15 protein-coding genes are annotated in these 13251 nt (G+C 71.3%); 6 read left to right on the top strand and 9 right to left on the bottom strand.

Features of this window, described 5'->3' with window-relative positions:
* From ON36_RS05105 to ON36_RS05095, 3 genes are all read left to right on the top strand, one after another.
* On the top strand, positions 1–637 hold a 637-nt coding region (locus tag ON36_RS05105), incomplete at its 5' end, for an N-acetylmuramoyl-L-alanine amidase-like domain-containing protein (protein ID WP_043648150.1).
* Positions 638–761: 124 nt separating this feature from the next.
* The gene (locus tag ON36_RS05100; RefSeq protein ID WP_043648215.1) at positions 762–1991 is read left to right on the top strand and encodes a cytochrome P450; all 1230 of its coding nucleotides are present in this window, start codon (positions 762–764) and stop codon (positions 1989–1991) included.
* A 38-nt stretch (positions 1992–2029) separates the two neighbouring features.
* Positions 2030–2752 carry a TetR/AcrR family transcriptional regulator gene (locus ON36_RS05095; protein WP_043648147.1) on the top strand — a complete coding sequence of 241 codons (723 nt, stop codon included), beginning with the start codon at positions 2030–2032 and terminating at the stop codon, positions 2750–2752.
* 10 nt (positions 2753–2762) lie between these two features.
* Here the strand turns inward: ON36_RS05095 and ON36_RS05090 are convergent, their stop codons facing one another.
* Positions 2763–3431, bottom strand: coding sequence for a JAB domain-containing protein (locus ON36_RS05090; protein ID WP_043648144.1), 669 nt, complete (start codon positions 3429–3431; stop codon positions 2763–2765).
* A gap of 98 nt (positions 3432–3529) precedes the next feature.
* Complete coding sequence (locus tag ON36_RS05085) at positions 3530–3721, bottom strand: type II toxin-antitoxin system VapB family antitoxin (RefSeq protein ID WP_043648142.1); 192 nt, start codon at positions 3719–3721, stop codon at positions 3530–3532.
* A 268-nt stretch (positions 3722–3989) separates the two neighbouring features.
* Here ON36_RS05085 and ON36_RS05080 point away from each other — a divergent pair, with 268 nt between their 5' ends.
* Entirely contained in the window at positions 3990–4886 is an 897-nt protein-coding gene (locus ON36_RS05080) for a phenylalanine 4-monooxygenase (protein WP_043648138.1), read from the top strand.
* Positions 4887–5047: 161 nt separating this feature from the next.
* Positions 5048–5704 (top strand): ester cyclase, encoded by a 657-nt coding sequence (locus tag ON36_RS05075; RefSeq protein ID WP_043648135.1) that lies wholly within the window; start codon positions 5048–5050, stop codon positions 5702–5704.
* A gap of 51 nt (positions 5705–5755) precedes the next feature.
* On the opposite strand, the gene ON36_RS05070 is transcribed toward ON36_RS05075, so the two are convergent.
* On the bottom strand, positions 5756–6340 hold the full coding sequence (locus tag ON36_RS05070) for an acyl-CoA-like ligand-binding transcription factor (RefSeq protein WP_043648132.1): 585 nt from the start codon (positions 6338–6340) through the stop codon (positions 5756–5758).
* A complete protein-coding gene (locus ON36_RS05065; protein WP_085999572.1) occupies positions 6330–7787 on the bottom strand; it encodes an MFS transporter in 1458 nt (485 codons plus the stop codon). Before ON36_RS05065 ends, ON36_RS05070 begins: the two co-directional genes overlap by 11 nt.
* Positions 7788–7956: 169 nt before the next feature.
* Between ON36_RS05065 and ON36_RS05060 the strand changes: the two genes are divergently transcribed.
* Complete coding sequence (locus ON36_RS05060; RefSeq protein WP_043648126.1) at positions 7957–9246, top strand: D-alanyl-D-alanine carboxypeptidase family protein; 1290 nt, start codon at positions 7957–7959, stop codon at positions 9244–9246.
* A gap of 6 nt (positions 9247–9252) precedes the next feature.
* On the opposite strand, the gene yhjD is transcribed toward ON36_RS05060, so the two are convergent.
* From yhjD to ON36_RS05035, 5 genes are all read right to left on the bottom strand, one after another.
* Positions 9253–10272, bottom strand: a complete 1020-nt coding sequence (gene yhjD / locus ON36_RS05055) for an inner membrane protein YhjD (protein ID WP_043648123.1) — start codon at positions 10270–10272, stop codon at positions 9253–9255.
* A 40-nt stretch (positions 10273–10312) separates the two neighbouring features.
* Positions 10313–11344 (bottom strand): tryptophan--tRNA ligase, encoded by a 1032-nt coding sequence (gene trpS, locus ON36_RS05050; protein WP_043648120.1) that lies wholly within the window; start codon positions 11342–11344, stop codon positions 10313–10315.
* A 66-nt stretch (positions 11345–11410) separates the two neighbouring features.
* Entirely contained in the window at positions 11411–11896 is a 486-nt protein-coding gene (locus tag ON36_RS05045) for a barstar family protein (protein ID WP_043648117.1), read from the bottom strand.
* Complete coding sequence (locus ON36_RS05040; protein WP_043648115.1) at positions 11896–12408, bottom strand: guanyl-specific ribonuclease; 513 nt, start codon at positions 12406–12408, stop codon at positions 11896–11898. The genes ON36_RS05045 and ON36_RS05040 overlap by 1 nt, the downstream gene beginning before the upstream one ends.
* Positions 12405–13241 (bottom strand): exodeoxyribonuclease III, encoded by an 837-nt coding sequence (locus ON36_RS05035; protein ID WP_373281770.1) that lies wholly within the window; start codon positions 13239–13241, stop codon positions 12405–12407. The genes ON36_RS05040 and ON36_RS05035 overlap by 4 nt, the downstream gene beginning before the upstream one ends.
* Between the last annotated feature and the right edge of the window lie 10 nt (positions 13242–13251).

Here is a 13251-nt window from a genome sequence, read left to right as displayed (position 1 = left end):
GCTGATCGAGGTGCTGTCCCGGCAGCTGCTCGGCACGCCGTACCGGGCGGACATGCTCGTCGGTTCGGCGACGGTGCCCGAGCAGCTGGTCGTCGACCTGCGCGCGGTCGACTGCTTCACCTACCTGGACTACATCGAGGCGGCCCGGCGGTCGGGCACCCGGGACGAGTTCGTCGCGAACGTGATCGCGGCCCGCTACACGGGCGGCCTGGTCGACTTCACCCGCCGCAAGCACTTCTTCACCGACTGGGCGAACACCGACCGCGTCGCGGCCGACGACATCACCGCGAGCCTGGGCGCCGCGACCACCGTCACCAAGCAGCTCAACGCCAAGGCCGCCGGCGGCGTGTACCTGCCGGGGATTCCGGTGACCCCGCGCGCGGTCGCCTACCTGCCGAGCGGCGCGGTCGACGCGGGCGTCATCGCCGGCCTGCGGACCGGGGACTACCTGGGCGCCTACGCCGACGCGCCCGGCCTGGACGTCACCCACGTCGGCATCTTCGTCGACACGCCGGGCGGGCCGGTCTTCCGCAACGCCTCGTCGCTGGCGGCCAACGGCAACCAGGTGGTCGACACCCCGCTGCGCGACTACCTCGCGACCGTCCCCGGCCTGGTCGTGCTCCGTCCACGGGCCTGAACCAGATTTTCTTTACAGGTATTACTAAACGGTATTCACGAATAGCTCGTCCGTGGTTCCATCCTCATGGAACGTGTTCCACCCCGCGTCGCCCCGGCACGCGGCCGGACCGGAGGAGAAGACCGTGAGCAGCCCCGCCATCCCCGCAGGATTCGATTTCACCGACCCCGACCTGCTCGCAGGCCGCGTGCCGGTCGAGGAGTTCGCCGAACTGCGCCGCACCGCGCCGGTCTGGTGGTGCGCCCAGTCCGGCCGCGCCAGCGGCTTCGACGACGGCGGCTACTGGGTCGTGTCACGGCTCGAGGACATCAAGGAGATCTCGAAGAACCCCGAGGACTTCTCCTCCCACGAGAACACCGCGATCATCCGGTTCAACGAGGAGACCACGCGCGAGCAGATCGACATGCTCGGCAACATGCTGATGCTGAACCTGGATCCGCCGCAGCACACCAAGATCCGCCGCATCGTGTCCAAGGGGTTCACCCCCCGCGCGGTGGAGAGCCTGCGCGCGGCGCTGACCGAGCGCGCCGAACGGATCGTGTGGGAGGCCAAGCGGACCGGGCGCGGCGACTTCGTCGAGCAGGTCGCCTGCGAGCTGCCGCTGCAGGCCATCGCCGAGCTGGTCGGCGTCCCGCAGGAGGACCGCAAGAAGCTGTTCGACTGGACCAACCAGATGATCTCCTACGACGATCCCGAGTTCGAGGGCGACCACCACACCGCCACCGCCGAGGTCATGGGCTACGCCTGGAACATGGCCGAGCAGCGCCGCGCCTGCCCGGCCGCCGACATCGTCACCCAGCTGGTCAACGCCGACGTCGACGGCGAGCACCTCGGTTCGGACGAGTTCGCGTTCTTCGTCATCCTGCTGGCCGTCGCGGGCAACGAGACGACCCGCAACTCGATCACGCACGGCATGAAGGCCTTCGTCGACAACCCGGACCAGTGGGAGCTCTACAAGCAGGAGCGCCCGCGCACCGCGCCCGACGAGATCGTGCGCTGGGCCACCCCGGTGACGGCCTTCCAGCGCACCGCCACCCGCGACCTGGAGTTCGGCGGGCAGCTGATCCGCAAGGGCCAGCGGGTCGGATTGTTCTACAGCTCCGCCAACTTCGACGAGTCCGCCTTCGTCGACCCGTTCCGTTTCGACGTGCTGCGCAACCCGAACCCGCACGTCGGCTTCGGCGGCACCGGCACCCACTACTGCGTCGGGGCGAATCTGGCCCGGCTGGAGATCGATCTGATGTTCAATGCCATCGCCGATGCCATGCCGAACCTGCGCCAGGTCTCCGAACCGGTGCGCCTGCGCAGCGGCTGGCTCAACGGCATCAAACGATGGGAAGTCGAATACGCTTGAGCCGGCTGGGTTCACGGCGAGACAGGGGTGGTGACCGGTTGGCAGGCGAACGGCAGCGGGGGCGCGCACCGGTGGTCTCGGACGCCGACATCGTGCGGGTCGCGCGGGTGCTGCTGGCCGGGCAGGGCCCCGACGCGGTGACCCTGCGCGCCATCGCCCGCGACCTCGGGGTCACCGCCCCCGCGCTCTACCGGCACTACGCCTCCCACGAGGACCTGCTGGAACGGCTGCGGCGCGAGTTCTGCGCCGAGCTCGCCGGCGCGCTGTCGGCCGAGATCGAGGACCTGCCCGACGACGCGGCGGTGCAGTTCCTGGCCATCTGCCGGGGCTTCCGGCGCTGGGCGCTGGCCCATCCGCGCGAGTACACCCTGGTCTTCGTCTCCCCCGGCGACCGGCAGCCGCCCCTGCTGCGCCGCTTCGACGAGCCGTTCGGCCGGATCTTCCTGGCGGCCGCGGGCAGGCTGCTCGCCGGTTTCGACATCGCCACCCCGCCGGGCGACGCCATCCCGGGCGCCCTACGCGAGGACCTGATCGCCTTCCAGGACGAGCTGGTGCTGATGCTCTCGGAGTCCGGGCAGAAGTTCCCGGCCGAGAAGCTCGATCTCGGGGTCACCTACCTCATGGCCCAGACCTGGGCGCGGATCTTCGGCCATGTCACCCTCGAGGTGTTCGGCAACTACCCGTTGCCGCTCTCCCGGCCCGAGGTCATGTTCGACGCCATGCTCGGCGAGCTTGCCCGGACGGCCGGGTTCGCCGGCTGATTGGCCGGGCTCAGCGGTCCGGCGGCGCGGTGGCCCAGGTGTCGCCCGCGACGACGACGTGGTCGAGGAAGCGGAGGCCGACGGCGTGCGCGGCGTGCCGGAGCAGGGTGGTCGCGCGGCGGTCGTCCTGGCTCGGCTCGGCCTCGCCGGAGGGATGGTTGTGCACGACGGCGAAGGCCCGCCCGTCGTGGCGCAGCACGGTGTTGAGGATCTCGCGGACCGGCACGGCGACGTGGTCGATGGCGCCCTCGGCCACGAAGATCCGGTGCCGCAGGCGGTTGCGGGCGTCGCAGACGAGCACGAGCAGCCGCTCCACCCGCGCGGCGGCGAACAGCGGGAGGGCCGCGCGGGCGATGTCGTCCGGGCGGCTCAGCCGGGGCGCCGCCGCGCCCGTCCGGGAGCGGGTGCCGAGGTGGAAGGCCGCGATCACGGTGGCGGCCTTGGCCGGGCCGATCCCGGCGCGGTGGGCCAGCTCCTCGGGCCTCGCCGCGGCCAGGCCCGCCAAGCCGCCGTGCGCGCCGAGCAACTCGGCGGCCAGCTCGAGGGCGGATCGCCCGCGGGTGCCCTGCCCGAGCAGCAGGGCCAGCAGTTCGGTGTCGCTCAGCGCGGCGGCGCCCAGCGCGAGCAGGCGCTCCCTCGGCCGCTGGCCTTCGGGTATCCGGGCGATCGGCACCGACATGGTCCCCCTCCGATCCGTCGTCGACGACGCGATCATGGCAGAGGGCACCGACAGTCACCGGCCCCGGCAGACCCCTCGCCGCCGGGACCGAACGCCGGTCAGTTCTCGATGGCCGGGTCCACGGCCAGGACGGAATCCGCCATCAGGCGTTCGAGATTGCGTAGCTGCCGCTCGTGCACGACGATGCGGCGCAGCGCCTCGTTGACGGTGGCGTTGCTGTCGCCGGTGCCGAGGATGTCGGCCGCCGCGGCAAGCAAGCGCTGGTCGAGATCGATCTGCAGGGTTCGCACGCGTCCTCCTTCGTACGCGGCCATCTTCCGTCACCGGCCGCGCCGGTGTCCGGCGAATGTCGGGCCCGTTACCGAAACCAGACGTTCGCAGAACCACACAGCAAACGCCCTACCCGCCGGTAACCGGCTACTCCCGGCCCGCCCGCCAACACCTGGAAAACACTGGTGAACGCCGGAATCCCGGCCGCGCGGGCGGCCGAACTGCACAGTTTGCGCAGTTGTGCGGGTCCCGGTTGTCCGAATCGGTGCGCGGTGCTTGCCTGGAGTCATGTTCACCGAGGCGCAGTTGTACTCGCCCGTGACCCGCCGCGACGACGGCGACGTCACCGTGCACCTGAGCGCCGACCACCCGGGGGTCGGGGATCCGGACTACCGGGCGCGGCGCAACGCCATCGCGGCGCTGGCGCTGGACCACCGCCCCGGCGCGCCGGTGCCGCGCATCGACTACACCGCCGACGAGCAGCGGGTGTGGCGCATCGTCTCCGCCGAGCTGCGCCGCAGGCACCGCGCCTACGCCTGCGGTGAGGTCCTGCGGTCGGCCGGGGCGCTCGGGCTGCCCGGCGATCACATCCCGCAGCTGGACGAGGTCACCGCGCTGCTCGCGCCGCACACCGGGTTCCGCTACGTGCCCGCCGCCGGCCTGGTCCCGCTGCGGGAGTTCTTCGGGTCCTTCGCCGACCGCACCTTCCACTCCACCCAGTACATCCGCCACCACAGCGCGCCGCTCTACACCCCCGAACCCGACGCGGTGCACGAGATCATCGGCCACGCCAATCAATTGGCGAGCCCGCGCTTCGCCGCGCTCTACGAACTGGTCGGCGCCGCGGTGGCGCGGCTGGAGACCGACGCCGCGCTGAAGTTCCTCGCCGACGTGTTCTGGTTCTCGCTGGAGTTCGGCGTGGTCCGCGAGCACGGCGAGATCCGCTGCTACGGCGCGGGCCTGCTGTCCTCCTACGGTGAGATCGAGGAGTTCCGCGCCGCGCGGCTGCGCCCCCTCGACATCGCCGCCATGGGCACCCTGGCCTACGACATCACCCACTATCAACCGGTGCTGTTCTGCGCGGAGTCGGTGGCCGAGATCGAGGACGTGGTGGGCGGATTCTTCGCCGAGATGGACGACGACACCCCGGACCGATTGGGCGCATCTCGCGCGGCGGCGTCATAGCCTGATCGAATTCGATTGTCACAGAACACAGTTGGTTCCCACCGAGTGAGACGCGGCAGGCGGCCCGACCGGTCGGCTGTTACCTTCGACCGGTTGTTTCGCGTTTCGAAAGGTCGGGGATTCCCAAAATGACTGTGGACACTACTGATACGCAGGAACCGGTGTCGGAGGAACCGCAGGCGCCCCTGTGGCTGCAGGGCCGTGACGCCGTGATCGCGGCGGCCGCACCGGAGGACTGGCGGGCCGAGGCGCCCGGCTACCACCTGTCCAAGGAGGTCATGCCCGCCCAGCGCAGCACCGACCACGCCCCCGGTTCGCTGGAGGAGATCGTCGAGAGCCTGGTTCAGGTCTTCGAGATGGAGGTCTCGCACAAGAAGGACCCCGCCACGTGGGTCTCGGTGGTGGCCGAGCGCTACCGCGGGCAGGTCAACGGCGGGCCGTGGCAGGACGCCGAGGAGTTCGCCCGCATCGGCTCCTACAACATCCTCATCGGCGACAACCCGTACTACGAGAGCTCGCAGGAGACCTTCGAGTCCTCCCACGAGATCTTCCACACCGCCTTCCCGAACGGCTTCTACTGGGAGGTCCTGGAAGTGCTGTCGGGCCCGCCCACCGTGTCCTTCCGCTGGCGGCACTGGGGTCACTACACCGGTGAGTACAAGGGCCACCAGCCCACCGGCGAACTCATCGAGATGTTCGGCGTGACCATCGCCCGGGTCTCCGAGGACCTGCGCATCGTCGAACTGCAGCACTACTACGACAACAACCAGCTGCTCGGCCCGCTGGCCCACGGCTGCCCGGTGCAGCACAACTCCTGAGACCGCCCGGCGAGACCGTCCCGCACCGACGTCGTTGCGGGACGGTCTTTCTCATTCGCGGGGGCCCAGCGGCATGCCCGCGGACAGGAACCGCACGACGCGGGTGAGCACGGCGGGCTCGAACTCGATCTCGCGCACCACCGCCGACAGCGCGCCGACGAGCGCGCCGGCGACCACCCGCACCTCGAAGTCGGCGGGAGCGCGCCCCGCCCGGGCGGCCAGGGCCGCCGCCACGATCTCGATGTTGCGTTCCTGCTCGCGCACCAGGGCGCCGCGCAGCTCCGGGACCGCGCGGATCAGGTCGAACCGCGCGCGCTCGAAGGCCAGTCCCTCGGCGGGCATCCGGTCGAACACGGTCTCGATGGCTGCGCACAGGGCGTCGAGCGGGGCGAGGTCCGCCGGCTGGGCCTCGATGGCCTCCAGCATGATCGGGTCGACGTCGTCGGCGAGGACGACCTGCTCCTTGGACGGGAAGTAGCGGAAGAAGGTGCTGGGCGAGACGTCGGCGGCCGCGGCGATCTGCTCCACCGTGGTCTCGGTGTAGCCCTGCTCACCGAACAGCCGGAACGCCTCCTGCCGGATGACCCGGCGGGTCCGTTCCTTCTTCCGCTCCCGGAGCGACATCTCAACCGACATGCATCGATTCTGCCGCACCCGCCGTCGCCGGGATCCGGGGAACCGAACGCAGCAGGAACGCGGCGGCCGCGGCCGCCAGCAGGCACAGACCCGCGCAGACGGCCAGGGTGGCGCTCATCCCCGAGACGAAGGCGCGCTGCACCAGCTCGACCGCGGCCGGGTCGCCCAGCCTGCGGGTCACCGCGACGCCCGCGGTCACGCCGTCGGAGATCGGCGCCCGGTCCAGCGGACCCAGCTCGGACCGGTACCGGGTCAGCGCGACGGTGCCGAGCACCGCGACGCCGATGGTGCCGCCCGCCTGGCGCAGCGCCTGGAGCAGGCCGGAGCCCGAGCCCGCCCGTTCGGCGGGCAGGTCAGCCATGGCCATGCCCATCGCGGTGGGCATCACCACGCCCATGCCGATGCCGAGCAGGGTGGTCCAGGCCGCGGTGTAGCCGTAGCCGCTGTCCACGGTGGTGAGCGCGCCCAGCAGCAGCGCGCCGCCCAGGATCACCAGGCCGGCCGGAACGGCGACGCGCGCGCCGACCCTCGGCAGCAGGGGCTCGATGGCGCGGCTGCCGATGAGCAGGCCGCCGATCATGGGCAGCAGGCGAAGGCCGCTGCCGAAGGCGTCCGCGCCGAGCACGGCCTGGAAGTACTGCGGCACGGTGAAGAACAGGCCGAACATGGCGAAGTTGACCAGCACGGACAGGGCCGTCCCCCAGCGGAAGCGCGGGGAGGCGAACAGGCCGAGGTCGACCAGGGGCGCGGGGGCACGGCGCTGCCACCCGGCGAAGGCGACGACCGCGAGCACCCCCGCGCCGATCACCGTCCAGGCGAGGGCGTCGCCCCAGCCCCGCTCGCCGAGCCGGATGAATCCGTAGGTGAGCCCCAGCATGCCCGCCGCGGCGAGGACGGCGCCGGTGACGTCGATCGGGAATCGTTCGGCCGCCGAGGATTCCGGCACGAGCAGGGCCACGGCCGCGGCGCCGACGGCGACCATCGGCACGTTGATCAGGAACGCCGAGCCCCACCAGAAGTGCTGGAGCAGCCAGCCGCCGACGATCGGCCCGAGCGGCAGCCCGACGGCGGTGGCGGTGACCCAGACCGTGAGCGCGCGCTGACGCTCGGCCGGTTCCGGGAAGAGCACCGGCAGTACCGCCATGGACAGCGGCATCATCACCCCGGCCGCGACCCCGAGGATCACCCGCCCGGCGATCAGCTGACCCGGCGCGGTGGCGAAGGCGCACGCCAGCGAGGCGAGGCCGAAGACGATCAGCGCGCCGAGCAGCAGTTTCTTGCGGCCGAAGCGGTCGCCGAGGGCGCCCGCGGGCAGCATCACGGCGGCGAGGGCGAGCGTGTAGGCGCTGCTGAACCACTGCAGCGCGCTGGTGTCGGCGTGCAGGTCGGCGGCCAGCGTGGGCAGCGCGACGGTGAGCACGGTGACGTCGAGTCCGATGGTGAGCATGGCCACGGCCAGTGCCCCGAGGGCGAGCCGGCGGCGGCGCGGGGACAGTTCCACGATTTCCTCCAGATGAGAGACGAAACTATTTGATAGTAGCTTTCATTTGAGAGAGTCTGTCAATATCTCGGCGCGATCCGGGCGCCGCGAACCGGCGCGTTAGTCTTGGATCCCGATGAATCTCCGCGTGCACGCCGCCTGCCTGGCCGTCGCGGCCGCCCTCGCCGCGCTGACCGGGGCCCCCGCCGCCACCGCTGTCCCCGCGAACGGCGCCCCGACGACGACCACCCCCACCACGACCCCCTTCACCACGCCGAACACCGACGCGTGTCCCCAGCGCACGCTGCCGCCCGCCCCCATCGACACCTCCGAGGTGCCCGCGCCCGGCGAGCCGACCCCGCAGCCGCTCCCGGTGCCCTCGGCCCCCGTCGGCGGCAAGCGCCTCGGCGAATGCGGCGTCGTGACCCCCGACGGCGCCCCCGCGCTACCCGCCGACATCTCGGCCACCGCGTGGATGGTCGCCGACCTCGACACCGGCCGGATCCTGGCGGCCAAGGACCCGCACGGGCGGTACCGCCCGGCCAGCACGATCAAGGTCGCGCTGGCCATCGTCGCGCTGCGCACCCTCGACCTGGACAAGGTCGTCGTCGGCACCCAGGCCGACGCCGACGTCGACGGCACCCGCGTCGGCATCGGCCCCGGCGGCCGCTACACCAACCGCCAGCTCATGCAGGCGCTGATCATGTGCTCGGGCAACGACGCCGCGCACGCCATCGCCACCCAGCTCGGCGGCGACAAGGCCGCGACGGCGAAGATGAACGACCTGGCGAAATCCCTGCACGCCCTCGACACGCGCGCCGCGACCCCGTCCGGCCTCGACGGCCCCGGCATGAGCACCTCCGCCTACGACCTGACGACCCTGTTCCGCGAGGCCATGCGCATCCCGCTGTTCGCCGAGCTCATCCACACCGAACAGGTCGACTTCCCCGGCTTCCCCGCCGACCCGGCGATCCCCGGCGACACCGATCACCCCGGCTTCCCCATCGCCAACGACAACCAGCTGCTCTACAACTACGACGGCGCGCTCGGCGGCAAGACCGGATTCACCGACGACGCCCGCCAGACCTTCGTCGCGGCCGCCCAGCGCGGCGGCCACCGCCTGGTGGTCACCCTGCTCAAGGCCGACGTGCGCCCGATCCGGCCGTGGGAGCAGGCCGCGCGGCTGCTGGACTACGGATTCGGCCTGGGCGAGGACGCGACCGTCGGCTCCCTGCCGTCCGAGGGCGGGCCCGCGCCGACCTCGGTCGCGCTGGCCTCCCCGCCGCCGGGCGCCGGCGACCGCTACACCGCCTACGAGTCCGAACCGGTCCCCAGCCGCATGCTCGACGCCGTGCTCATCGGCGGCGGCGCCGCGCTGGTCGTCCTGCTGCTCTGGTGGGCGCGGCGGCTGTTCCGCAGGCGCTGACCGGGACTACCGACGGCGCCCGAGCAGCATGAGGGCGACGGCGGCCAGCGCGCCCGCGCCGAAGGCCGCCGCCCCCTCCCCCGCGCTGAGTCCCGCGGTCACCCGTGGCTGGATGATCGCGGGCCCGGGGGCGGGCTGTTCGGCGGGCCGGTCGTTGTCGGAGGAGGTCGCCGCCCACGCGGTGGCGAACAGCAGGATCCGGTAGGTGATGTAGCTGAACACCATGAGGCCGATGATCGAGCCGAAGGTGGCACCCGCCGGGCTGGAGACCACCGACTGCAGGTAGATCACGCCGACCAGCTTGAAGATCTCGAAGGCCACCGCCGCCAGTGCCGCCGCCTTCGCCGCGCTGGCCAGCGACACCGGCTCCCGGGGCAGCCGCGCGATCATCCACGCGAACACGGCCCACGAGGCGAGGAACCCGAGGGCGACGCCCAGCAGCGAAACCAGCAGCGACGCACCGGGAATCGTGTCCAGCCCGACCCACTCCAGCACCCGCGAGCCGAGGCCGCTCGACCCCAGCGTGGACAGCCCGAGCGACACGACGAAGGCCAGGCCGAGGCCGACCAGCGCGCCCAGATCGGAGAGCTTGGCCTTCCACCACGGCTGCTCCGGGCTCTTGACCGCCCACTGCTCGGTGAGCGCGGCCCGCAGGTTGGCCATCCAGCCCAGCCCCGTGTAGAAGCCGAGCAGCAGGCCGAGCACGCCGACCGTGCGGCGCGAACCGATGGCCTGGTCGATGAGGTCGTTGAGCTGATCACCCAGCGAACCGGGGATGTTCTCGACGACCTTCTCCTGGAGCTCGGTCAGCCAGGTGGGGTGCCCGGCCAGCAGGAAACCCGCCACCGAGAACGCCACCATGAGCAGCGGAAACAGCGACAGCACCGTGAAATACGTGATGCCCGCCGCGTAGTAGTCACCCCGCTGGGACTGGAAGCGGCCACCGGCCCGCACCAGATGATCCAGCCAGGGCCGCCGCTTCACCTGCTTCTCGACGGTGGCCGAGATGTTGTCGAGCACCTGCACTGTCGTTCCCTTCGGCCGAGAAGCCCTGGTGCGACGACGATTACCGGGGCAGGAAGCCCACCCGGTCGTACACCTGGGCCAGCGTGTTGCCCGCGATCTCGCGTGCCCGCTCCGCGCCCGCGGCGAGGATGCGGTCGAGTTCGCCCTGATCCGAAAGGTACTCTTGCACCTTCGCGCGCAGGGGTGTGACAAATTCGACCAGCGCGTCGGCCACATCGGCCTTCAGCTCGCCGTAGCCCTTGCCGTCGAAATTCTTCTCGAGCGTCTCGATCGGAGTGTCGGTCAGCGAACTCAGGATGACCAGCAGGTTGGAGACGCCGGGCTTGTTCTCCACGTCGTAGCGGATCTCGCGCCCGGTGTCGGTGACCGCCGAGCGCACCTTCTTGGCGGTGACCTTCGGGTCGTCGAGCAGGTTGATCAGGCCCGCGTCGCTGGCCGCGGACTTGCTCATCTTGGCGGTCGGATCCTGCAGGTCGTAGATCTTGGCGGTGCCCTTCACGATGTGCGGCTCGGGCACGACGAAGGTCTTCTTGAAGCGGGTGTTGAAGCGCTGGGCGAGGTTCCGGGTCAGCTCCAGATGCTGACGCTGGTCCTCGCCGACGGGCACCTGGTGCGGGCGGTAGAGCAGGATGTCGGCGGCCATGAGCACCGGGTAGGTGAACAGGCCGACGGTGGCGTTCTCGGCGCCCTGCTTGGCGGACTTGTCCTTGAACTGGGTCATCCGGCTCGCCTCACCGAAGCCGGTGATGCAGCTCAGGACCCACGACAGCTCGGCGTGCTCGGGGACCTGGCTCTGCACGAACAGCGTCGACTTCGCCGGGTCGATGCCGAGGGCGAGCAGCTGCGCGGCCGCGGACTTGGTCCGGGCGCGCAGCGCCTTGGGCTCCTGGCTGACGGTGATCGCGTGCAGGTCCGGGATGAAGTACAGCGCGTCGTAGTCGTCCTGCATGGTGACCCAGTACTGCAGCGCGCCCAGGTAGTTCCCGAGGTGGAAGGAATCACTGGTCGGCTGGATGCCAGAGAGCACCCGCTGCTTGCGTTCGGCGGTCTGGGCCGGGGCAGGACTGGACATACCCCGATCTTTCCATGCGCGTCGAGGGGAATTTCGCCGCACCCGGTCGCACGGGCGGCGTCCGGCTCAGGAGCGATCGATCAGGGGGATCGCGGGGAAGCCCGTGCCCGGCCCCTGCAGGACGACCCGGAAGGCGACCTCGCGGCGATGCCAGTAGGCCGCCGCGTCGGTGACGGCGGCGGTGAACCACTCGCGTTCGGTGGGGACCTCCGCCAGCAGGCCGTCGGCGTCGCGGACGGCCGCCACGTAGCCGGGCGCCTCGCCGACGAAATCGTCCAGGTCGCGGAGGCATTCGTCGAAGGCGTCCTTGTTGGCGCCGAAGTAGTACGGGAACTGGAAGGCGGCGGCGAACTCGTCGAAGAGCCCGGCCACGGTGCGCATCCGGTCGCCGCGCAGCTCCCGGACGACGTAGGCGGCGGGCGCGGTGTAGCGGATGCCGCCGAACTGCGCGGCGTCCGCGGGCAGCGCGCCGAGGACGGCCGGCCCGCCCGCCGAGGGGAGCTCGGCGGCGGGTCCGGCCAGGAACTGCGACAGCGGCATGGGCTCCGGCATCAGCGCATCCTCGTGAAGGTCTCGTAGTGGTCGGCGGTGTACCAGGCGGTGCCGTCGCTGCCGGTCACGATGCGTTCGGCGTCGCGGGAGCGATTGCGCTGCTTGGGGTTGACGTCCCACTCCTGGTAGCGGACCGCCTTGCCCGCCGCGTCGGTGGCGGGCAGGGTCCTGTCGCGGTTCATCCACTGCTCGCCGCCCTTGGTGCCGGGCGCGTTCGCCGAATCGGGCCAGCGGCCCGCGTCGATCTCGGCCAGGGTGGCGTAGGCGCGGTCGGGCACGCCGGGGGCGCGCGAGCTCGGCGAGCCGACCGGAGCGCCCGGCTCGGGCGCCTTCGTCCCCGGCTTCGCCGAGGTCGCGGCGGCTTTGGTGGCGGTCGCGGTGGCGGTCGCGGTGGCGGTCGCGGTGGCGGGCCCGTCGTGCCTGCCGGGCCCGGCGAACAGGGTCAGCACCAGCGCGGCGAGCAGCAGGCCGAGCCCGGCGAGCAGGCCGATCGTCTTCCGGGACGGACTCATCGGTACTGCACCGTCACCGGGGCGTGGTCCGACCAGCGCTGGTCGTAGGCCGCGGCGCGCTCCACCACGGCCTGCTTCGCCCGGCCCGCCAGGTCACCGCGCGCGAGGTGGTAATCGATCCGCCATCCCGAGTCGTTGTCGAAGGCGCGGCCGCGGTAGGACCACCAGCTGTAGGGGCCCGAGACGCCCGGGTGCAGGGCGCGCACCACGTCGACGTACCCGGCGGCGAGCAGTTCGGCGATCCAGGCGCGTTCCTCGGGCAGGAACCCGGCCGACTTCTGGTTGGCCTTCCAGTTCTTCAGGTCCGCCTCGGCGGGCGCGATGTTCCAGTCGCCGCACACCACGAACTCGCCGGTCCGCGCCTTCAGGTAGCTGCCGAATTCGGCCATGAAGCGGTACTTCTCGTCCTGCTTGGGGGTGTTCTCCTCCCCCGAGTGCACGTACACGCTGGCGACGGTCACGTCGTCGAAGTCGGCCTCGAGGTAGCGACCGGACGCGGCGAATTCGGTGCTGCCGAACCCGATCCGGACGGCGGTCGGCGCCCGGCGCGACAGGATGCCGACGCCGGCACGCCCCTTGGACTCCGGCTCCGCGTGACTGAGCACCCAGCCCGCCTCCAGCGCGGGACCCAGTGCGGCCCTTGTCTGTTCGTCGGTGGCGCGGGTCTCCTGCAGGCACACGACGTCGGCCTCGGTGGCCGCCAGCCAGTCGAGCATGCCCTTACTCGCGGCGGCACGGATCCCGTTCACGTTCACGGTAGATAACGTCAGATAGGAGGAGTACTCGCCTGACCAGCCCGAATAGGGCAAATGAAGGGTGCTCACGCCCCTCACCATAGCGGCA

Origin of the sequence: Nocardia thailandica NBRC 100428, from assembly GCF_000308795.1 — a bacterium.
GTDB lineage: Bacteria > Actinomycetota > Actinomycetes > Mycobacteriales > Mycobacteriaceae > Nocardia > Nocardia thailandica.
The sequence above is the reverse complement of the archived record's forward strand: the minus strand, read 5'-3'. Positions and strand labels throughout refer to the sequence as shown.